22 protein-coding genes are annotated in these 19,695 nt (G+C 68.3%); 10 read left to right on the top strand and 12 right to left on the bottom strand.

The annotated features are described in order from the left end of the window. From LCL61_RS01285 to LCL61_RS01305, 5 genes are read right to left on the bottom strand one after another with little or no spacing between them, the layout of a single operon-like run. Entirely contained in the window at positions 1–972 is a 972-nt protein-coding gene (locus LCL61_RS01285; protein WP_340685140.1) for an acyl-CoA dehydrogenase family protein, read from the bottom strand. Next, positions 969–1,898 (bottom strand): acyl-CoA dehydrogenase family protein, encoded by a 930-nt coding sequence (locus LCL61_RS01290; protein ID WP_340685141.1) that lies wholly within the window; start codon positions 1,896–1,898, stop codon positions 969–971. Before LCL61_RS01290 ends, LCL61_RS01285 begins: the two co-directional genes overlap by 4 nt. After that, a complete protein-coding gene (locus LCL61_RS01295) occupies positions 1,895–3,028 on the bottom strand; it encodes an acyl-CoA dehydrogenase family protein (protein ID WP_340685142.1) in 1,134 nt (377 codons plus the stop codon). Before LCL61_RS01295 ends, LCL61_RS01290 begins: the two co-directional genes overlap by 4 nt. Continuing rightward, complete coding sequence (locus LCL61_RS01300) at positions 3,028–3,867, bottom strand: enoyl-CoA hydratase (RefSeq protein WP_340685143.1); 840 nt, start codon at positions 3,865–3,867, stop codon at positions 3,028–3,030. Before LCL61_RS01300 ends, LCL61_RS01295 begins: the two co-directional genes overlap by 1 nt. Further along, on the bottom strand, positions 3,864–5,354 hold the full coding sequence (locus LCL61_RS01305) for a FadD3 family acyl-CoA ligase (protein ID WP_340685144.1): 1,491 nt from the start codon (positions 5,352–5,354) through the stop codon (positions 3,864–3,866). Before LCL61_RS01305 ends, LCL61_RS01300 begins: the two co-directional genes overlap by 4 nt. A 72-nt stretch (positions 5,355–5,426) precedes the next feature. Between LCL61_RS01305 and LCL61_RS01310 the strand changes: the two genes are divergently transcribed. The 4 genes from LCL61_RS01310 to LCL61_RS01325 all read left to right on the top strand — a co-directional run bounded on the left by LCL61_RS01310 (position 5,427) and on the right by LCL61_RS01325 (position 9,222). Further along, positions 5,427–6,545 (top strand): acyl-CoA dehydrogenase family protein, encoded by a 1,119-nt coding sequence (locus LCL61_RS01310; RefSeq protein WP_340685145.1) that lies wholly within the window; start codon positions 5,427–5,429, stop codon positions 6,543–6,545. Next, entirely contained in the window at positions 6,542–7,309 is a 768-nt protein-coding gene (locus LCL61_RS01315; RefSeq protein WP_340685146.1) for an SDR family oxidoreductase, read from the top strand. Before LCL61_RS01310 ends, LCL61_RS01315 begins: the two co-directional genes overlap by 4 nt. A gap of 166 nt (positions 7,310–7,475) precedes the next feature. Next, entirely contained in the window at positions 7,476–8,078 is a 603-nt protein-coding gene (locus LCL61_RS01320) for a TetR/AcrR family transcriptional regulator (RefSeq protein ID WP_016332873.1), read from the top strand. Beyond that, the gene (locus LCL61_RS01325; RefSeq protein WP_340685147.1) at positions 8,071–9,222 is read left to right on the top strand and encodes an acetyl-CoA C-acetyltransferase; all 1,152 of its coding nucleotides are present in this window, start codon (positions 8,071–8,073) and stop codon (positions 9,220–9,222) included. Before LCL61_RS01320 ends, LCL61_RS01325 begins: the two co-directional genes overlap by 8 nt. On the opposite strand, the gene LCL61_RS01330 is transcribed toward LCL61_RS01325, so the two are convergent. Further along, complete coding sequence (locus LCL61_RS01330; protein WP_340685148.1) at positions 9,206–10,348, bottom strand: MFS transporter; 1,143 nt, start codon at positions 10,346–10,348, stop codon at positions 9,206–9,208. The genes LCL61_RS01325 and LCL61_RS01330 overlap by 17 nt on opposite strands. 68 nt (positions 10,349–10,416) lie before the next feature. On the opposite strand from LCL61_RS01330, the gene LCL61_RS01335 reads away from it, so the two are divergent. Then, complete coding sequence (locus tag LCL61_RS01335; protein ID WP_340685149.1) at positions 10,417–10,863, top strand: helix-turn-helix domain-containing protein; 447 nt, start codon at positions 10,417–10,419, stop codon at positions 10,861–10,863. A 348-nt stretch (positions 10,864–11,211) separates the two neighbouring features. Here the strand turns inward: LCL61_RS01335 and LCL61_RS01340 are convergent, their stop codons facing one another. Genes LCL61_RS01340 through LCL61_RS01360 form a run of 5 tightly spaced genes read right to left on the bottom strand, consistent with a single transcriptional unit; the run spans position 11,212 to position 14,691 of the window. Beyond that, entirely contained in the window at positions 11,212–12,534 is a 1,323-nt protein-coding gene (locus tag LCL61_RS01340) for an NAD(P)/FAD-dependent oxidoreductase (RefSeq protein ID WP_340685150.1), read from the bottom strand. Continuing rightward, on the bottom strand, positions 12,527–12,763 hold the full coding sequence (locus LCL61_RS01345) for a ferredoxin (protein ID WP_007033644.1): 237 nt from the start codon (positions 12,761–12,763) through the stop codon (positions 12,527–12,529). Before LCL61_RS01345 ends, LCL61_RS01340 begins: the two co-directional genes overlap by 8 nt. Before the next feature lie 18 nt (positions 12,764–12,781). Continuing rightward, positions 12,782–13,387: a ferric reductase-like transmembrane domain-containing protein gene (locus tag LCL61_RS01350; RefSeq protein WP_340685151.1), complete on the bottom strand. Its 606-nt coding sequence runs from the start codon at positions 13,385–13,387 to the stop codon at positions 12,782–12,784. After that, positions 13,380–14,147, bottom strand: coding sequence for a DUF4142 domain-containing protein (locus LCL61_RS01355; RefSeq protein WP_340685152.1), 768 nt, complete (start codon positions 14,145–14,147; stop codon positions 13,380–13,382). The genes LCL61_RS01350 and LCL61_RS01355 overlap by 8 nt, the downstream gene beginning before the upstream one ends. After that, entirely contained in the window at positions 14,131–14,691 is a 561-nt protein-coding gene (locus LCL61_RS01360) for a hypothetical protein (RefSeq protein WP_340685153.1), read from the bottom strand. Before LCL61_RS01360 ends, LCL61_RS01355 begins: the two co-directional genes overlap by 17 nt. Positions 14,692–14,949: 258 nt before the next feature. On the opposite strand from LCL61_RS01360, the gene LCL61_RS01365 reads away from it, so the two are divergent. From LCL61_RS01365 to LCL61_RS01380, 4 genes are all read left to right on the top strand, one after another. Further along, complete coding sequence (locus tag LCL61_RS01365; RefSeq protein ID WP_034317190.1) at positions 14,950–15,501, top strand: sigma-70 family RNA polymerase sigma factor; 552 nt, start codon at positions 14,950–14,952, stop codon at positions 15,499–15,501. Further along, positions 15,498–16,256 (top strand): zf-HC2 domain-containing protein, encoded by a 759-nt coding sequence (locus LCL61_RS01370; protein ID WP_340685154.1) that lies wholly within the window; start codon positions 15,498–15,500, stop codon positions 16,254–16,256. The genes LCL61_RS01365 and LCL61_RS01370 overlap by 4 nt, the downstream gene beginning before the upstream one ends. A gap of 202 nt (positions 16,257–16,458) precedes the next feature. Further along, entirely contained in the window at positions 16,459–17,550 is a 1,092-nt protein-coding gene (locus LCL61_RS01375; RefSeq protein ID WP_340685155.1) for a DUF1996 domain-containing protein, read from the top strand. A gap of 208 nt (positions 17,551–17,758) precedes the next feature. Further along, positions 17,759–18,316, top strand: a complete 558-nt coding sequence (locus LCL61_RS01380) for a sugar O-acetyltransferase (protein ID WP_240597827.1) — start codon at positions 17,759–17,761, stop codon at positions 18,314–18,316. A 3-nt stretch (positions 18,317–18,319) separates the two neighbouring features. Here the strand turns inward: LCL61_RS01380 and LCL61_RS01385 are convergent, their stop codons facing one another. Then, positions 18,320–18,787: an Lrp/AsnC family transcriptional regulator gene (locus LCL61_RS01385; RefSeq protein WP_199745424.1), complete on the bottom strand. Its 468-nt coding sequence runs from the start codon at positions 18,785–18,787 to the stop codon at positions 18,320–18,322. Positions 18,788–18,891: 104 nt separating this feature from the next. Between LCL61_RS01385 and LCL61_RS01390 the strand changes: the two genes are divergently transcribed. Then, positions 18,892–19,368: a DUF2000 domain-containing protein gene (locus tag LCL61_RS01390; protein WP_340685156.1), complete on the top strand. Its 477-nt coding sequence runs from the start codon at positions 18,892–18,894 to the stop codon at positions 19,366–19,368. Positions 19,369–19,695 lie beyond the last annotated feature (327 nt).

Genomic DNA, 19,695 nt, shown 5'->3' on the forward strand with positions numbered 1-19,695 from the left:
TCACGATAACGGCGGCCGCACTCGCGCGAGGTGGTCCGCAGGCGAGCCGAACAGGTGCGCCGCGCCATGCGCCCGCTTGAAATAGCGGTGCGCCGGATGCTCCCAGGTGATCGCGATCCCGCCGTGCAGCTGGATCATTTCACCCGCCACCGTCGCCAGCGCCTCCGAACAATGCACCTTCGCCGCCGCGGCCAGCCTGCTCGACTCCGGAGCCGCGTAAGCCGCGGAACGCGCGGTCTCCACCAGGACGTGGAGATCCGCCATCCGGTGCTTCAACGCCTGGAATCCACCGATCGGCCTGCCGAACTGGTGCCGCTGCTTGCTGTACTCCACCGTCAGCTCGAACGCCCGCGCCGCGGCCCCGGCCTGTTCGGCGGCCAGGACGGCGCACGCGACGTCCCGCAGCGCGCCGAGGTCGACGGGGCCGATCAGCCGGGCGGGGGCGCTGTCGAAACGAACCCTGGCCAGCCGCCGGGTTTCGTCCATCGCCGCAGTCCGCTCTCGCCGCGCATCGGTGACTTCGTACAGCGAGCCGTCAGCCACGACCAGGAGGATCTCGGCCTCGTCTCCGTGGAGGACGTAGTGCGCCTCACCCTCCACCGCGGAGTCGGCGACGCGGCAGGCGGGAGCATCCCAGCGACCTTCGGCATCGGTCCAGGCCACCGCGCCGACGACACCTTCGGCGAGGCGGGGGAGCAGACGGTCGCAGGCCTCGTCATTGCTCGCGGCCAGGACGGCGTGCACGGCGAGCACGGCCGAGCCGAGGAACGGGACGTCGGCGAGGACCCTGCCCAGTTCTTCGGCGACCACCTGCAGTTCCGTCGTCCCGGCGCCGAGCCCGCCGAACCGCTCGGGAACGGCCAACGCCGCCACACCGATCTGCTCGCACAGCTCGGGCCAGGGATCCGCTTCCCGGTCCAGCAGTTTCCGCACGCTGTCGCGCAGCGCGTCCTGCTCGGCGGTGAACGTCATGACAGCACCCGCTCCCGGTGGAACCTCGGCGTGCCCCAGGCGCCGACCAGCGCGCGGACCCTGGTCAGCCGCAGGCCGAGCGCGTGTTCGGCGGTGTAGCCGATCGCACCGTGCACCTGCAGCCCGGTCCGGGCGGCGAGGTGCGCGGCGTCACCGCACGCCACCTTGGCCGCGGAGACGTCGCGCCGGTCCAGCGTTACGGCCGCGCCGAACAGCAGCGGTTCGGCCAGCGCGAGCCCGGTCGCGACATCCGCGAGCAGGTGTTTGACCGCCTGGTAGCCGCCGATCTCACGGCCGTACTGCTTGCGTTGTGCGGCATACGCGACAGACGTGTCGAGCAGCCACCGTCCCGTGCCGAGGAGTTGCGCCGCGGTGGCGAGACAGCCCAGTTCGAACGCGTGCTCCGCGTCGAGCGCCGTGCCGAGATCGTCCCCGGCCACAGGCTGGAACAACCGGCGCGAACCATCCACAGAGGACAAAAGAGCGCCGGGAGTGAACGCGCGCAGCCTGCCTTTCTCGACGGCCAACCGCGCGTCCGCGACGTCGGAATCCAAGGCGTACGGCACATGCGGCGCGAAAGCCACCGACGCCAGCGTCTCGCCGGACGCGACCGACGTCAGCAGTTCGTCGTCGAGCAGGGACGGCAGGACGGCCACGGTGTCGGTCCACGGCCCGGGAACGCAGTGATAGCCGAGGCGTTCGAAGCCGACGGCCAGATCCACCGGCGTGGCGCCGAAACCGTCGTACTTCTCGGGGACCGCCAGCGCGGTCACGCCGAGTTCCGCCAGCCGCCGCCAGATCTTGAGGCCGGGGCCGTGATCACCAGCGGCCCAGGACCGATTTGCCGAATCCGTGTCCACACCGGACAGAAGATCGTGCAGGCTGCGGGAGAACTGCTCCTGCTCGCCGGAGAGCGCGAACCTCATCGAGCCCCCTTCGGCAGGCCGAGCAGCCGTTCGGCGACGATGGACCGCTGGATCTGGTCGGTCCCGCCGTAGATCGGCCCCGCCAGGGAGAACAGCCAGCCGTCGCTCCAGGCGCCCCGCAGTTCGGCGTCCGGGCCGAGGATGTCGAGCGCGGTTTCGTGCAGGGCGACGTCGAGGTGCGACCAGAACAGCTTGTTGACACTCGATTCCGGGCCGAGCTCGGCACCGTCCGACAGCCGGGTGACCGTGCCCAACGTGTACAGCTGATAGGCCCGCGCGCCGATCCACGCGTCGGCGACCCGGTCCGCGGTGTGCGCCGGACGTCCGGCGTCGTGCCAGAGCGAGACCAGCCGGTCGGCCGCGGCGAGGAACCGGCCGGGACTGCGCAAGGACAGGCCGCGTTCGTTGTTCGCGGTCGTCATCGCGACCCGCCAGCCCTCGCCCGGCGCGCCGATCACGTCCTGGTCGGGGACGAAGACGTCGTCGAAGAAGATCTCGGCGAACCCCGGTTCGCCGTCCAGCTGGGGGATCGGTCGGACGGTGACGCCCTCGGCTCGCAGATCCACCATCAGATAGATGAGTCCCTTGTGCCGCACCGAGTCCGGGTCGCTACGGAACAGGCCGAACGCGCGGTCGGCGAACGTCGCCCGCGAACTCCACGTCTTCTGCCCGCTGACCCGCCAGCCGCCGTCGCAGCGGGTCGCGGTGCTCCGCAGGGCGGCGATGTCGCTGCCCGCCTCGGGTTCCGACCACGCCTGCGCCCAGACTTCCTCGGAGCGCGCCATCTTCGGCAGGATGCGGCGCTGCTGCTCTTCCGTGCCATGGGAGAACAGCGTCGGCGCCAGCATGAAGATGCCGTTCTGGTTGACCCGCAACGGTGCTCCCGCGGCGTAGTACTCCTCCTCGAACAGCACCCACTCCAGCAGGCTCGCGTCCCGCCCGCCGAACTCGCGCGGCCACGAGACGACGGACCAGCGGGCGTCGGCCAACCGGCATTCCCACTCGCGGTGCTGCGCGAATCCTTCGGCGGTGTCGAACGACTTCAGCGGCTCGGCGGGAACGTTCGCGGCGAGCCAGGCGCGGGCTTCGTCACGGAAGGCGAGCGTGCGCTCGTCGAGATCGAGATCCATCAGGAGGTCCTGTTCGCGTCACGCATCGAGCGCGCGTCCTGCCCGCCCAGCGAGTCACCGCCGGAAACCTCGGCGTTGTGCGCGTGCGCGAAGTGGTGCAGCCCGAACACCGAGTCCATTCCGGACCGAAGACCCATCAAGTCCTCGGCCTGGTTCACGGCCTTCTTGGCGAGCGCGAGCCCCATCCGCGGCATCACCGCGACCTTCTCCGCCAGCGCCATCGTCTCGGTTTCGAGGTCGGCGCGCGGGACGACGCGGTTCAGCATGCCCCATTCCTTGGCCTGCCGCGCCGTGAAGCGCTCACCGGTGAACAACACTTCCTTGGCCGCGCGCGGACCGAGGACCCAGGGGTGCGCGAAGTACTCGACACCGGGAATCCCCATGCGCACCACTGGATCGGCGAAGAACGCGTCGTCGGAGGCGACGATCATGTCGCAGACCCACGCCAGCATCAGTGCCCCCGCGATGCACGCGCCCTGCACGCTCGCGATGGTCGGCTTCGGGATCTCGCGCCACCTTCGGCACATGCCGAGGTAGACCTCGGACTCGCGGGCGAACCGCTGATCGCCGCCCTCAGCGCCGACATGGTCCCACCACAGGACCGCCTTGCGCTCGAAGGAGATGTCCACGTCGCGCTCCGGCGTCCCGATGTCGTGCCCGGCGGAGAAATGCTTCCCGGCGCCGGCCAGCACGATCACCTTGACCTCGGGATCGTCGACGGCGCGGGTGAACGCGGCGTCGAGCGCGTAGGTCATCGCCGAGTTCTGCGCGTTCCGGTACTCCGGCCGGTTCATCGTGACGACGGCCACCGGCCCGCGCCGCTCGTACTCGACGGTCATCCGTTCTCCTCCCGCAACACGCGTTTCAGTACCTTCCCCGACAGGTTTCGCGGAAGCTCCGCCACGAAGTCGACAAATCGAGGAGTCTTGTAATTGGCCAACCGGCCTTCGCAATGGGTCAGAACGTCCTCAGTGGACAGTACGGCTCCGGGGACGAGCCGGATGAAGGCCTTGCCGACCTCGCCGAGCCGATCGTCCGGCACGCCGACGACGGCGGCTTCGGCGACACCGGCCAAGCGGGTCAGCACCTGCTCGACCTCCGCCGGGTAGACGTTGAACCCGCCGCAGACGTACATGTCCTTGATCCGGTCGACGATCTTCAGATACCCGCGTTCGTTCAGCACGCCGACATCGCCGGTGTGCAACCAGCCGTCGGCGTCGACGGCCTTCGCGGTGGCGTGCGGATCGTCGAGATAGCCGAGCATGACGTTGGGGCCGCGGAGCAGGACTTCGTCGTGTTCGCCGAGTTTCACCTCGAAGCCCGCCGTCGCACGGCCCGAGAAGTTCGCGACCAGTTCGGCGTCGTCCTCGGGGCGGGACATCGTGGCCACCACGGCTTCGGTGAGGCCGTACGCGGTGAGCACGGTGTCGAAGTCCAGATCCGTCCGCATCCGCTCGACGAGCGTGACCGGCACGGTGGCGGCGCCGGTGACGGCGAGCCGGAGACTGGAGAGATCGTGGTTCGCGCGTTCCGGCGTGTCCAGCAGCACTTGGTAGATCGTCGGCGCGCCGGGGAGCACGGTGATCCGCTCGCTTTCGATGAGGCGCAAGGTTTCCCGGACGTCGAAGGTGCGCTGCGGCAACAGGGTCGCGCCACGCAGGACGGCCGCGAGGATCCCCGCCTTGTACCCGAAGCTGTGGAAGAACGGGTTGATCACGAGGTACCGGTCTTCCTCGGTCAGGCCACCGCACTCGCCCCAGGCCTCGGCGACGCTCAGCGCCTGCCGGTGACTGCTCATCGCGCCCTTGCTGCGGCCGGTGGTCCCGGAGGTGAACAGGATGTCGCTGACGTCGCCCGGTTGCGCGGGACTGACGAAATCGCCGTCGAGACCGGCGAGGGTGTCCCATTCCGTGATGCCGTCGACGGGTTCTTCGGCACCTTCGACGGGGATGCGCACCACGGTGCCCGGGCGAGCGGAACCGAGATCCGCCAGCCGGTCCGTGCCGAGGAACGTGCCGGTGATCGCCAGTGCGGAGACCTTCGCGCGTGCGAGGACGTCGATGGTCTCGCGGGCGGTGAAGCGGGTGTTGACCGGGATCAGCGTCGCTCCGGCGTACAGCGCGCCGAGCCCGGCGACGACCCAGTGCCAGGTGTTGGGGGAGCAGATCGCGACCCGTTCGTGGCCCTCGAAGAACCGCGCCGCCTGGCGCACCCGCCGGGCGAGCTCGGCATAGGTGAGCCGGACTTCGCCGTCGACCAGCGCTTCTCGCGCGGCGAAGTGCTCCGCGGCCCTGTCGAGCGCCGCCGGGATGGTTCCTTCAGTCATCGAAGTCTCCCTAGCAAGTGCTTGGTAGGGTAGCCTACGCAGCAGGCTCTGGTTTGGCTAGAGGAGGCAGGCGTGGCCCAAGGCGGTTTCCGTGACCGTGTGCGCACCTGGCTGGCGGACAACCTGCCGGCGGAACTGCGCGGTTTGGGCGGTCCCGGCCGGGAGCACGAGGCCTTCGACGAACGCGTGGAATGGGAGCGGCGGCTCGCCGCGGCGGGCTGGACCTGCGTCGGCTGGCCGGTCGAACACGGCGGTCAGGGCGCGACCCTCGAACAGCAGGTCGTCTTCCACGAGGAGTACGCGCGAGCGGGTGCGCCGGCGCGAGTCAGTCACCTGGCGCAGGAACTCCTCGGCCCGACCCTGATCGTTTTCGGCACGCCGGAGCAGCAAAAGCGTTTCCTGCCGCCGATCGTGGCCGTCGAGGAACTGTGGTGCCAGGGCTATTCCGAACCCGGCGCCGGATCCGACCTCGCCGCCGTGTCGACCACGGCGACCCTCGAAGGCGACGAGTGGGTGCTGAACGGCCAGAAGGTGTGGACGTCGCTCGCGCAGGTGGCCGACTGGTGTTTCGTGCTGGCCCGCACCGAACCCGGTTCGAAACGCCACAAAGGACTGTCCTATTTGCTCGTCCCGATGCGGCAGCCCGGAGTCGAGGTCCGGCCGATCCGGCAGCTCACCGGGACCTCGGAGTTCAACGAAGTCTTCTTCGACGGTGCCCGCACGGCGAAGGATCTCGTCGTCGGCGAACCCGGCGACGGCTGGCGGGTGGCCATGGGCACGCTCGCGTTCGAGCGCGGTGTCGCGACGCTCGGGCAACAGGTCGGTTTCCGCCGGGAACTCGAGGAACTCACCAAGATCGCGCCGGACGATCCGGTGATCGCCGAACGGATCGACCGCGCCTGGGTCGGCCTGGAGGTCATGCGGGCGCAGGCGATCCGCACCCTCGGCGACTCGTCGCCCGGTGCGGCCGAAGTGTCCAAACTGGTCTGGGCGAACTGGCATCGCGACCTGGGGGAGCTGGCGATGCTCGTCCGCGGCGCGCGGGGCGTGCTCGCGGAAGACGGTCTCGACGCCTGGCAACGGCTCTTCCTCTTCACTCGCGCCGACACCATCTACGGCGGCTCCAACGAAATCCAGCGCAATGTCATCGCCGAGCGTGTGCTCGGCCTGCCAAGGGAGGTGCGACCGTGATCCCGGTGCCGAAATACCCAGAGGGGGCGAACCTCCTGCGGGACAAGGTGGTCGTGGTGACGGCGGCGGCAGGCACCGGGATCGGTTCCGCGGTGGCGAAACGCGCGCTGGAGGAAGGCGCCCGCGTCGTGATCAGTGACTGGCACGAGCGGCGCCTCGGTGAAAAGGCGGCCGAGCTGGGCGACGTCCACGCGATCCCCTGTGACGTCACACAAGAGGATCAAGTGCAAGCGCTCATCGACGGAGCCGCCGCGCACCACGGCCGGATCGACGTGCTCGTCAACAATGCCGGGCTCGGCGGCACAAGGTCCATTGTGGACATGACCGACGAGGAATGGGCGCGGGTCATCGACGTGACCCTCAACGGCACGTTCCGCGCGACGAGGGCCGCGGTGAACCGGTTCATCGCCCAAGGCGGCGGCGGGGCGATCGTCAACAACGCGTCGGTGATCGGGTGGCGCGCGCAGGCCGGGCAGGCCCACTACGCGGCCGCGAAGGCGGGGGTCATGGCGCTCACCCGGTGTTCGGCCGTCGACGTCGCCGAACACGGCATCCGGGTCAACGCCGTCGCGCCGAGCCTGGCGATGCATCCGTTCCTGGCCAAGGTGACCAGCGAGGAACTGCTCACCGAACTCACCGCGCGCGAGGTCTCGGGGAGGGCGGCGGAACCCTGGGAAGTGGCGAATGTGATGGTGTTCCTCGCCAGTGAGTACTCGTCGTACCTCACCGGCGAGGTCGTGTCCGTGAGTTCCCAGCATGCGTGAGACCTGTTGGCGGAGCAGAGGTGAAACTCGGGAAAGTGACCACACGTGTGAACCCGCGATCGCGCCGGCAGGGCGCCTTCTCGGCTCGACGTGACATGACTTACCATCTAGCGCCCTGCCGACGTCGATCGCGGTCGCGGGTTCACCACCACACGATGAGGTACCGATGAAAGCCAGTCCAGGGTCCCGCCGCGCCGAACTGCTCGCCCTGGCGGCGAAGCTGTTCGCCGAGCGGGGTTACGTCTCCACCACCGTGCGGGACATCGCGGACGCGGCGGGCATCCTGTCCGGCAGCCTGTACCACCATTTCGACTCGAAGGAGTCGATGGCCGACGAGATCCTGACCGGATTCCTCGACGAACTCTTCGGCGCCTACGCCGAGATCGTCGCGGAAGGGAAGGGCCCGAGGGAAACACTCGAAGCCGTCGTCGTGGCGTCGTTCGAATCCATTCACCGGCGGCCCGCCGAGGTGGCGATCTACCAGTCCGAGGCGAAGCATCTGATGCAGTTGCCGCGGTTCGGCTACCTCAACGACCGCAACACCGAATTCCGCAAGCTGTGGAACGGGATCCTCACCGACGGCATCGCGGCGGGCGTGTTCCGCGAGGACCTCGACGTCGAACTGACCTATCGGTTCATCCGCGACACCGTCTGGGTGGCGGTGCGCTGGTACAACCCCGGCGGCACGCTGAGCGCGGACGACGTCGCGCAGCAGTACCTCGGGATCCTGCTGGACGGAATCGCGACCAAGAGGAGGCGGCGTGGCTGAAGCTTATGTCCTGGACGCGGTCCGGACCCCCGTCGGCAAACGCGGGGGAGCCCTCAGCGGCGTCCATCCCGCCGACCTCGGCGCCCACGTCATCCAGGCCGTCGTCGAACGCGCGGGCGTCGAGGCCGACCTGGTCGACGACGTCGTCCTCGGCTGTTGTGACACACTCGGGCCGCAGTCCGGGAACATCGCGCGTACGGCGTGGCTCGCGGCGGGTTTCGGGCACCACGTGCCGGGTGTGACGATCGACCGGCAGTGCGGTTCGAGCCAGCAGGCCGTGCACTTCGCCGCACAGGCGGTGCTGTCCGGGACGATGGATCTCGTCCTCGCCGGCGGCGTGCAGAACATGAGCGCCATCCCGATCAGCGCGGCGATGCTGGCCGGACGCGAGTACGGCTTCGAAGACCCGTTCTCCGGCTCGAAGGGCTGGCAGGAGCGGTACGGCAGCGTCGAGGTCTCGCAGTTCCGCAGTGCCGACATGATCGCCGAACACTGGGACCTGACCCGTGAGGCGATGGAGGAGTTCGCCTTCCGCAGTCATCAGCGGGCGATCGCGGCCATCGACGAAGGCCGGTTCGCCGCCGAGACCGCACCGTTCGCCGGTGCCGCCCTGGACGAGGGGCCCAGGCGCGACACCAGCTTGGCGCGGATGGCGGGGCTGAAACCGCTGAGCGAGGGTTCGCGCATCACCGCGGCCGTGGCCAGCCAGATCTCGGACGGCGCCAGCGCGACGCTCATCGCGTCGGAGAAGTTCGTCGAGGAACACGGTCTCACCCCGCGCGCCAGGATCCACCACCTTTCCGTGCGGGCGGCCGATCCGGTGTGGATGCTGACCGGGCCCATCCCGGCGACCGCGCACGCGCTGCGGAAGACCGGGCTGAGCATCGACGACATCGACCTGTTCGAGGTCAACGAAGCGTTCGCGAGTGTCGTCCTGGCGTGGATCGAGGAGACGGGCGCGGATCCGGACCGCGTCAACGTGAACGGCGGCGGGATCGCGCTCGGCCACCCCATCGGAGCGACCGGCACGAAGCTGTTCGCGACGCTGCTGCACGAACTCGAGCGGCGAGGTGGGCGCTACGGATTGCAGACGATGTGCGAGGGTGGCGGAACGGCGAACGTCACGATCATCGAGCGGCTTTGACACTCCACACGCCGAGCGCCGATGCGCTGAACGCCGCGCCCAGCAGGCAGACGCCGCTCCAGCCCGCGACGGCGTAGACGGCGGTCGAGCCGATGGCGCCCAGGCCGCTGCCGACCGAGTAGAAGATCATGTACCCGCCGATCAGCCTGCTCCCGGCGTCCGGCCGGAGCGGGTAGATCAGGGTCTGGCTCGTGACGTGCACGGCCTGGACGGCGAGGTCGAGCAGGATCGCGCCCGCCGCCAGCGCCCACAACGAGGAGCGGGTGAAACCCAGCGGTATCCAAGAAAGGACGAGCAGGCCCAGCGCCAGGCCGGTCGTCAAGCGCGCGCGGCCGCGATCGGCGAGCCGCCCCGCGGGAGCCGCCGCCAGCGCGCCCGCGGCCCCGGCGAGCCCGAACGCGCCGATAGCGGTATGCGACAAGCCGTCTTCACTGAGCGGCAGGGCGACCGAACTCCACAAGGTGCCGAAGGCGGCGAAGATCAGCAGTGCGAGCGTGCCGCGCGTCCGGAAGACGGGCTCCTCGACGAAAAGCGACCACGTCGAACGCAGCAGCCGCCCGTAGTTCATGGCCTTTCCCCCAGGTGTGGCGGGAAGGACGCGATACAACACGGTCGCGATCAGCACGGTCACGGCCGCGGACACGACGTACACCGCGCGCCAGCCGGCGAGGTCGGCCAGCGTGCCGGACACCGTGCGCGCGAGCAGGATCCCGAGGACGACGCCGGTCGTCACGAGGCCGACCACACGCCCGCGTTCGGCAGGCTCCGCCAGCGACGCGGCGAACGCGACCAGGAGTTGCGTGACGACCGCGAGCACACCGATCGCCGCCATGCCGGCGAACAGCACCACACCGTTCGCGGCGGTCGCGGCGACGAGTTCGGCGATCGCGAGCAGGGCCAGCTGGCCGGTGACGAGCCGCCGCCGGTCGAGCAAGTCACCGAGCGGGACCAGCAGGAACAGGCCGAGTCCGTAACCGAGCTGGGTGAGCGTGACGATGCCGCCGACGGTCGACGCGGCGATGCCGAGGTCGGCGCCCATCGTGACGAGCAATGGCTGCGCGAAGTAGATCGTGGCGACGGCCGTCCCGGCGGCCACGGCGAACAACAGGACGACACCGCGGTGCACGAACCCTCCAGATGGTTTCAAATTGCTACCACTGGGACGGTAGACCACTACGGTTGTAAGATGCAACCATGGTGAAGCGGACGACGTTCGACGAAGCCCCGTGCCCGGTGGCCCGCTCGGTCGACACGATCGGCGACTGGTGGTCACTCCTGATCGTGCGCGACGCCTTCGACGGCGTCCGCCGCTTCGGGGAGTTCCAGCGCAGCCTCGGCGTCGCGAAGAACATCCTGTCCGCGCGGCTGCGGGCGCTCGTGGGACACGGCGTGCTCGACCTGGTCCCGGCTTCGGACGGGAGCACGTACAGCGAGTACGTCCTGACGCCGAAGGGGCGGGACCTGTTCCCGGTGATCGTCGCTCTGCGGCAATGGGGGGAGGCGCACTTCTTCGGCAAGGGGGAGCCGCGTTCGGAACTGGTGGACCGCGACGGCGGGCTTCCGTTGCGGGAGCTGGAGATCCGGGCTGCGGATGGGCGTGTCGTCGGGCCGGAGGACACCGTGGTGGTGAAGGCACCGTGAGCTGAAGGACGCTTTCACGGCGGCTGCGCGTGAAGGCCTCCTTCCCTACCTTCAGGGTAGGCAAGGAGGCCTTCACGGACCGACCACCTGGCACAACACTTGCGGCGGAAAGCCCCCATGGCTCAGGCCATGGATCGGGGCCCTTCCAGGTGAGTCAAGCCTGGAAGGGCCCCGACCGGAAGCGGGGAGCCTGGAGGGCGGTACCCGGTGGAGCCCGAATCACCGTCGGTCCCGGTTACCTCCCGGCGTCCCCAGGGGGTGGCGGTGGGTGCGGAGGCGTGGCTGCCCACCGCCACCCGAGGGGACCGCGGCCGCCGCGCGCGGCCCCGGTCCGTTCGCGATCCCGGGTCACCCGGCGGGAACGCGAGCCCAGGGCATCCTTTCCGGTGCGGGAACGGCCTCGGTCGGGGTCTCGGACAGGAAGTCCCGCTCGAACGGCGCCAGGATGTCCTCCCCGATCGGCGTCGCCGCGAACGAAGGAGCGGCGGGGGCGGGGAACACCGGCTCGGGCACCGGCAGCCGCCGGTCGAGTTCGGCGGTCCAGTGGATCATCGCCTTCGGCCGGTCCCAGCCCGCCGCGCCGATCAGCCTGCCGTCGCGGACGAAACCGGTGACCCCGTCGGAGAGTTCGATCGTGTCCTTGCCCAGCGACGGCATCCCGGCGGTCTGCAACCGCGCGTCGTACAGGGACGACCAGGCGCGGGGGAGTGGCGTGTACGGCCGCGCGTTGTCCCGGCCCAGCATCAGGCTTTCCGCCGCCGCGCGCCCGGATTCGACGCCGTTCATCCAGTGCTCGACCCGTCGAGGGGTCTCGTCGATCCGCAGGTTCGGCCATTTCGCGACGTCGCCGGCGACCACGACGTCTTCCGCCCCGACGGCGAAGAGGGTCGATTCGCACAGCACACCGTCGTCGATGGTCAGCTCCGAGCCGCGCAGCCAGTCCACGGCGGGCACGCTGCCGATCGAGAGCACCACGCAGCTGGCCACCAGGAACTGGTTGTTGGTCAGGTGCAGCCCGACCGTCTCCTTGGTGCTGATCCAGTTCCGCACCTCGGTGTTCATCGCCAGCTTGGCGCGATGGTGCTGATGTTCCTTGGTGAGCGCCGACGCGATCCGCTCCCCGAAGCGGTGCAAAGGCGCCTTCGCGTGGCCGATGAGCGTGACGTCCCGGCCCATGTACCGCATCGACGCGGCGAACTCGTTCCCGATCAGGCCGCTGCCGATCACCACGACGGACTTGTTGCTGTTCCCCAAGGCCCGCCGGACGGCCAGTGAATCCTCCACGGTCCGCAGCACGCGGACCCGGGGGTCGTGGCGCGGCGAGCCGGGAAGATGCCGGGGGTAGACGCCGGTCGCGATGATCAACCCGTCGTACCACAGGGATTCACCACCCGGCAGGTGGACGGTGCGTTCCTTGCTGTCGAGCCAGGTCGCGCGGGTGCCGAGCCGCCAGTGGACGTCCAGGTCGACGTAGGGCTCCAGGCTCGCGGCCACCGGTTTCACTCCGCCGGTGATGAGCTCCTTCGACACCATCGGCCGGTGGTACGGTTTCCGCGGCTCGTCGCCGACCAGCACGATCTCGCCGTCGAAACCGAGTTCCCGCAACCGTTCCGCCGAGCGGAGGCCGGCGACGCCCGCCCCGACGATGACGATCCGATCTCCGTCACTCATCGTCGTACGCTCCTTCTCCCTTGACTCTGATGGCTTGTTTCGGGCAGAGCCGGGCGGCGGAGATGGCCTGGTCCAGCCCGTCCCGGTCGACCATCCGGCGGATGCGGAGCTTGCCGTCCGGTCCGATCTTGAACGTGGACGGCGCCTCCATCTCGCAGAAGCCGAAGATCTCGCACCGCTCGTTGTCGACGCTGACGCGAGTGCCGCGCCGGATGCTTCCGAAGATCATTGTTCGTTCTCCAAGTCGTCAGACCAGTTCTTCGACCAGGCCCAGCCGTTCCAGGTACCGGGCCGGCGTGAACCGCAGCGCGGTCAGCAGCACCGCGGGGACCAGCAGCGTGATCCCGCCGAACCACAGCAGGCCCAGATGCCCGTTGGCCATGGCCCCGAAGAACGCGTGCAGCGTGGTGATCGCGACCGCCGGATAGGCGAGCCGGTGGATCCACAGAAAGCGCCGGTAGGAACTGAAGCGGCTGATGCCGCCGGTGAGCGCGACGGCGAGCATGACCTCGAGCCCGATGACGCCGAGTTCGTGCCGCGCGAGGGTGCCCGGCAGGAGCGGGATCGTGACTTGCGCCAGGGTGAATCCGTCGGGCAGGAACAGGAACGACATCGCGTGCACGACGCCGAACGACAACGTCAGGATGCCGAGCACCATATGCGAGTTGCGCAGTGCCTTCCGCCCGGTCAGCGACTTGATCCAGCCGGTCGCGGTGAGCACGCCCCAGCACAGGGTGAGGCACATGAAGCCGTACGAGATCCGGGCGGAGGTCTGCGCCATGCCTTTGATGCCGGGGTCGGTGTCCGATTTCTGGGTCAGCACGATCACCACCTCGGACCACTGGTCATACATTGATCTCTCCTGGGGCACTGGGAACCGGATCGGGTTCGGTGGTGGCCGCGCGGTCGCGGGTCCGGGTGTTCTTGCCGCGCAGGGTCCGGACGGCGAAGAACAGTCCGCCGCCGAGCACCACCGCGAGCAGCAGGCCGAGCGCGAGGTCGCCGAAGCCGACGTCCATCGCGGCGTTGGCCGAATTCGACTGCGGCACCGGGGCTTCCGGCATCAGCGACTGGTCGACGACGCCGGTGCTCTCCAGCAGGGTCATATGCCGCAGCACCGCCTGGTTGGCCGTGGTGGCGTAGTCACGGACGACGTCGTTGCGGGTACCGGCCCTGACCTGCGCGATGACGGGGAACAGCACACCGTGCGCGTACCGGAGCCGATTGGCGAAGATACGGTCGAACTCGCTGTCGTCGCGGGCGGCCTTCATCTCGCCGAGCCACGCGGACTGCTGATCCGACGGCTCGGACGGCAGGGCGATGCCGAACCGGTCGGCGATGGCGTGCGTCGCGGTGTCGAGCCTGCCGTGGTCGATCATCAACGTCCGGCCGACTTCGCGGGTCCGCTTGCTCTTCCCGCGTTCCTGCGCCCACATCCCGGCGGGCATTTCCCACAGCCCGGCCAGTTTGACGTTGACGATCAGGTTCTTGTCCGCCGCGGACAGGTCCTGTGCGTGCGCGTCGCCGACCGGGCCGAACAGGCTCACCACGGCCGTGATCAGCAGGACGAGCAGCGGGCGGACGGGTCTGGGGAGGTCAGATGCCGAGGTCATCGGCCTGCCAGGTGTCCGCGGTGAGCAGCACTTTCGTGCCGTCCGGCTTGGCGGGGAACCATGCGTCGTCGACACCTTGCCCGCCGGTGTTGCCGGGCATCGCGTCGTTGGCGTTGCGGTAGAGCGGCCAGCCGCCGAGCGTGATCTGCTCGGTGCCGTCTTCCCTGGTCACGCTGCCGACCAGAGCGCGATCGATCCCGGTGACCTCGAGGTCGCCGCCGGTCTTGGCGGGAATCCAGGTCCGAGAACAGGTTTCGGTGCAATTCGACTTGGGCGGATTCACCGTGTCCTTGTCGTAGCGGTAAAGCGTGAAACCGTTGGTGTCGGTGACGATCGGCCCGAGGTCGAACAGGATCGCCGCCGTGACACCGGGGGCGGGTTCGGCCGCGGGGTCGGGCATTCCCGGGATCTGCCCGGTACCGGCGGTCGAGGCCGCGCCGGGAGAGCCGTTCGGTCCCGCGGTACCGGTGGTACAGGCCGAGGCCAGCGCGACCGCGGCCAAGGTGAGAGTCAGAGGTATGACCGAGCGTGACACGGGGTTCACGGAAATCCTCCTGTCGGGGCCAGAGGAGAACGCCATCACCGCGGGGAGATGGCTTGCAGGCAGGTTTAAGTCCACTGTGGACAGTCATGATCCACAGTGGATTCGGCGATGCGGGGGACAGCGCCGGGTCGGGGTCTTCGGTAGGGGATACGGTCACGAGCGGGAAACGGTTCAAAAAACTTTCCCACGCTCGGAGAACCTGGCCGGAACGGTTTTGGTGCTGGACTTATCGCCCCTGAGCCCACAAAGATGTGCCGCGTGGGACGCCACTCTCGGATACTGCAGCCAATCGTCGATCATGAACCCGCGTCGAACGGGCATGACGACCTCATCAGGGCGTTGTACCAGGAGTTCGGATCCAGCCTGATGGCGTTCGTGCTGAAGCTGACCGGCCACGATCGCCAGTGGGCCGAGGACGTGGTCCAGGAGACGCTCATCAAGGCGTGGCGCAACGCCGGCAAACTCGACCGGCAGCCGGAAATGCTGCGCGCCTGGCTGTTCACCGTGGCCAGGCGCATCGTCATCGACGGCTGGCGGAGCCGGAGCGCCCGCCCTCAAGAGGTGGAGGAACTGGAGTCGGATTCGATCGGAGTGCCGGACGAATCGGAGAAGACGCTCGCGGCCATGATCGTTTACGAGGCCCTGCGCAATCTTTCCCCGGAACAACGCGAGGCCGTTCAGCAGACCTATCTTCGTGACCGCACCGTGAACGAGGTCGCGGCGACGCTCGGGGTTCCGCCGGGTACGGTGAAATCGCGGATCCACCACGCTGTGCGCGCGTTGCGCAGGGCGCTGCAGGAGCGGGGGTGAGCGAGGTGTCCGGAGCTGTCCACACGGACATCGCCGCCTACGTGCTCGGCGTCCTGGGCGAGGAGGATCACGCCAGGTTCGAAGCGCATCTGCTGGAGTGTCCCGAGTGTCAGGTCGAGCTGGTGGAGATGTACCACCTGCCCGACATTCTCGACATGGTCAAGAAGAGCTGGCCGGATCCGCCTGTGAAGGGTCCGGGCCCGCGGGTGCTGCGGATGCTGCTCGCGGACGCGGCCAAGGCGGGCCGTCGCCGTAAGGTCATCCGGCTCGCCACGGCCGCCGCCGTACTCGTGCTCGTCGTCGGCGGACCGCTCGCCGTCCTTTCGCTCACCGACCGTGAACCGGTCGTGACCCAGGCCGCGCCCACCGTCGTCACGTCGGTGGTGCCGCCGCCTCCGTCGTCGTCGCGGGAACGTGAGACGGGTCCGGACGGCGGCGCCGCCCCGTTCGGCTGGTCCGAGGCGGGCAACGCGGTCGCCGCCGAGGTCACGGTGCAGGAGAAGGAGTGGGGCAGCGCCGTCGAACTCGAACTGCGCGGCCTCGTCGGCCCGATGACCTGCCAGCTTGTCGCCTACTCCCGCGGCGGAGAGGCCTACGCCGTCAACAACTGGAGCGTGCCGGCCAAGGGGTACGGTGTCCCCGGTTCCCCTGCTCCCCTCGTCATCGGCGGTTCGACGGCGCTGCGGAAGGCCGACATCGAACGCTTCGAGGTTCACAAGCGGGATGGCACCGTGCTCGCCATCGTGCGCCGGTAGTCTTATAACGGAAAGATAACGGCCGGATCGCGTTTTGAACCGATCCTCGGCGGGCGCCGTATTCCCCAGTAGCCGGATCTGAATCGGCGGGCGAACAGAAGGGTTCGCCACGAATGCGGTAATCGGCGTATTCGACAAATGCGTGGCTCATGCCCGGGTTCGAGTGATCGGCGTGCCCGGAAAAGAATGAGGTGAGCAGCTAATGGCACGAAATCAAGGGCGCCATCGGATCGCCCGCAGGACCAAGATCGCGACCGCGTTGCTGGGCTTGTCGATCGCGGTCGGCGGTCTGGTGGTGTCCACCACGACCGGCGACCCCGAACGCGCCGCCGCGGACGAGGTGGACAAGTCGCAGTTCGTCGACATCACCGAGGTCAGGCCGAACGTCGACAAGCCGGAGCCGGGCCGGAACGCCTCCACCGGCTCGTTCACCGTCGACTGCGGCCGGAACGAGAACGGGCATTTCAATCCCGACAACTTCATCGCGCAGCCGGGTGTCCGCAATGGTGCCCAGCATCTGCACGATTACGTCGGAAACCTTTCCACGAACGCGAACTCGGACAACGACAGCCTGCTGGGCGCCGGCACCACCTGTCGCAACGGCGACGAGTCGACGTACTTCTGGCCGGTGGTGCGGATCGATACCGAGGAAGAAGCCGGACGACAGCAGGGCCGCGACGGCGAACGGAATCGCCGGGACCGGAACGACCAGGAGCAGGTGCAGTCGGACGAGCCGAACGCGGACAACGAACTCGCCGGCAACGACGGCGAGATCCAGCGCCCCGCGGTCGTCGACATCACCTTCAAGGGCAACGCCAGGGAGAAGGTGAAGGAGATGCCGAAGTTCCTCCGGATCCTTTACGGTGACGCGAAGGTCTCCACGAACGGTCCCGCCAACGCGCGGGACAGCTGGACCTGCACCGGCTTCGAGAACAGGCTCATCAAGCAGTACCCGATCTGCCCCGAGGGCAGTGACGTCAAGCGGGTGCACACGTTCCCGAGCTGTCTCGACGGCGACAACATCGACAGCGAAAATCACCGGGATCACATCAAGTATCCCGACGAGAACGGCGAATGCGCGAACGGTCTCACCGCAGTCCCGGAGCTCACCATCTCGCTGACCTACCAGATCCCGCGGGGGATCCAGCTCGCCGGACAGTACAAAGTGGACGCGTTCCCCGAAGAGGACCACAACCCCTTCTCCGATCACGACGATTTCGCGAACGTGATGCCGGACCGGATCATGGACCGTCTCGTCGACTGCGTCAACGAAGGCCGTCAGTGCCGCGAATGACGCCCTGAAGCGGAAGCAGGAACCTGCGAAGAGAAAGGAAGATACTCCGGCCCGGCGGGTCCCCCCTACACCTCACCCATCCGCCGGGCCGGCCCTACCCGGAAACCGATCGACACAACTGAAGAACGCTCCGCAAGCATTCACCCGTCCTGTCGGTGGCTTCCCTCGGGAGGCTCGCCGGCAGGACGCTTTTCGGTAGGTTGGCGGCATGGGTGAGCAAAAGGACCGCATGCTGCGCGGCGAGCTGTACCGGGACAACGACCCCGAACTGGTCGCGGACCGCAGGCGCGCGCAAGCACTCGTCGACCGGTTCAACGGCACGGGCGCCGAGGAGACCGGTGAGCGGGACACGATTCTGCGCGAACTGCTGGGAAAGCTCGGCGAGGGCTCCTGGATCATGCCGCGGTTCCAGTGCGACTACGGCTATCTGATCGAGATCGGCGCCAACAGTTTCCTCAACTACGACGCCATCCTGCTCGACTGCGCGCCGATCAAGATCGGTTCTGACTGCTCGATCGGCCCGCGTTGCCAGCTTTTGACGGCGCTGCATCCCATGGAGGACCACGAACTGCGGCGGCAGCGCTGGGAGTCGGCCGCGCCGATCACCATCGGGGACAACGTCTGGTTCGGCGGTGGCGTCATCGTCTGTGCCGGAGTGACCATCGGGGACGACGTGGTGGTGGGCGCGGGCAGTGTCGTCACGCGTGACCTGCCGTCGAAGGTGTTCGCGGCGGGCAACCCGGCCCGCGTCATCCGCGAACTCTGAGGCTCACCGGTCCACCGGCGTGATCCTGGTGCGGCGGCTGTGCTCGAACACCATGGAGGTGCGCACGTCGGCCACCTCGGGGCGTTCGGTCAGCTTGTCGATCACGAAGGCGTAGAGGCTGTCGTTGTCGGGCACCGCGACATGCAGGATGAAGTCCTCGGTCCCGGTGGTCACGTAGAGCCCGACGAGGTCGGGCAGCGCGTTGACCCAGTTCCGGAAGCCTTCTATGTTGCGCCGCGAGGGCGGGCGCACGCGCACCGCGATGAGCGCCTGCACCCCGCGGCCGATCGACGGCAGATCCACGTCCAGCAGCGCGCCGCGGATCACGCCGCGTTCCCGCAGCCCGCGGGTGCGGTCCAGCGCGGTGGTCGGCGAAACGCCCACCGCGGCGGCCACTTCGCGGTTGGTCTTCCGTGCGTCCGACTGCAATTGCGCCAGGATCGCCTTATCAAGTTCGTCCAGTCGCGCCATCTCGCGCCTCTCGCCGTATTAAGTACGAACACGGTGGACTGTACTCGTACGTCCTCCTTAGCTTGACCTTGTTCATCCGTTGAAGTGAGCAGGAGATCAGCTGAATGTCCGAGCACGGTACGGCCATCGGATTCACCCCCGACGAAATCGACCTGACCGCGTCCACCCGGTCGGCCCGGTTGAAGTGGGTCATCGTGGTCAACAGCGAGCTGCCGCCGGGCCGGGCGGCGAACGCGGCCGTCTGCACCGCCGTCGCCACGGCGAAGTCGGTGACCGGACTGCTGGGGGACGAAGCGGTCGACGCGAACGGCGAGCACTACTCGGGCCTGCCGTGGACCGGCTGCTCGGTGCTGGCGGCCGACGCCGCGCAGCTCCGGGCCATCCGGACCAAGGCCGCGGCCTCGCCGGGCTGCCACGTCGCCGACATGCCCGCCGTCGCCCAGCAGATCCGCGTCTACACCGATTTCCTCGCGACGATGAAGGAGATCCCGACCGAGGAGATGGACTTCTGCGCCATCGGCATCGTCGGCCCGCGCAACCGGATCGACAAGCTGGTCGGGAAACTGCCGCTGATGCCCTGAGCGGGCGGCCCTTCGGTACAGGTGGTCGTGAGTGGCGATTCGGGTTAGGGCCAAGAGTGTCTTAGGTACCTACTGACTGGGTTTGACTGCGGCTGATCATGTGTCCGTGAAGGCCTCCTTGCCTACCCTGAAGGTAGTGAAGGAGGCCTTCACTACGGTCAAGGTAAGCGCTCTCGTCCCAGGTACACCAGCGACCACAGCAGGCACAGCGGCCGCGCGCGAAGGCCCCCTTCCCTCGGCTCAGCCGAGGAAACTCGACCTTCACACCCTGAAGTACATGAAGGTCCCCTTCCTTGCGCCAGGCGCAAGGAAGAGATCGGAAGAGCA

The organism is Amycolatopsis coloradensis (assembly GCF_037997115.1).
GTDB lineage: Bacteria > Actinomycetota > Actinomycetes > Mycobacteriales > Pseudonocardiaceae > Amycolatopsis > Amycolatopsis coloradensis_A.

Coding starts and splice junctions, on each gene's coding strand:
- LCL61_RS01285 (WP_340685140.1), bottom strand. CDS start 972: ATGACGTTCACCGCCGAGCAGGACGCGCTGCGCGACAGCGTGCGGAAA.
- LCL61_RS01290 (WP_340685141.1), bottom strand. CDS start 1,898: ATGAGGTTCGCGCTCTCCGGCGAGCAGGAGCAGTTCTCCCGCAGCCTG.
- LCL61_RS01295 (WP_340685142.1), bottom strand. CDS start 3,028: ATGGATCTCGATCTCGACGAGCGCACGCTCGCCTTCCGTGACGAAGCC.
- LCL61_RS01300 (WP_340685143.1), bottom strand. CDS start 3,867: ATGACCGTCGAGTACGAGCGGCGCGGGCCGGTGGCCGTCGTCACGATG.
- LCL61_RS01305 (WP_340685144.1), bottom strand. CDS start 5,354: ATGACTGAAGGAACCATCCCGGCGGCGCTCGACAGGGCCGCGGAGCAC.
- LCL61_RS01320 (WP_016332873.1), top strand. CDS start 7,476: ATGAAAGCCAGTCCAGGGTCCCGCCGCGCCGAACTGCTCGCCCTGGCG.
- LCL61_RS01335 (WP_340685149.1), top strand. CDS start 10,417: ATGGTGAAGCGGACGACGTTCGACGAAGCCCCGTGCCCGGTGGCCCGC.
- LCL61_RS01340 (WP_340685150.1), bottom strand. CDS start 12,534: ATGAGTGACGGAGATCGGATCGTCATCGTCGGGGCGGGCGTCGCCGGC.
- LCL61_RS01345 (WP_007033644.1), bottom strand. CDS start 12,763: ATGATCTTCGGAAGCATCCGGCGCGGCACTCGCGTCAGCGTCGACAAC.
- LCL61_RS01350 (WP_340685151.1), bottom strand. CDS start 13,387: ATGTATGACCAGTGGTCCGAGGTGGTGATCGTGCTGACCCAGAAATCG.
- LCL61_RS01355 (WP_340685152.1), bottom strand. CDS start 14,147: ATGACCTCGGCATCTGACCTCCCCAGACCCGTCCGCCCGCTGCTCGTC.
- LCL61_RS01375 (WP_340685155.1), top strand. CDS start 16,459: ATGGCACGAAATCAAGGGCGCCATCGGATCGCCCGCAGGACCAAGATC.
- LCL61_RS01380 (WP_240597827.1), top strand. CDS start 17,759: ATGGGTGAGCAAAAGGACCGCATGCTGCGCGGCGAGCTGTACCGGGAC.
- LCL61_RS01385 (WP_199745424.1), bottom strand. CDS start 18,787: ATGGCGCGACTGGACGAACTTGATAAGGCGATCCTGGCGCAATTGCAG.
- LCL61_RS01390 (WP_340685156.1), top strand. CDS start 18,892: ATGTCCGAGCACGGTACGGCCATCGGATTCACCCCCGACGAAATCGAC.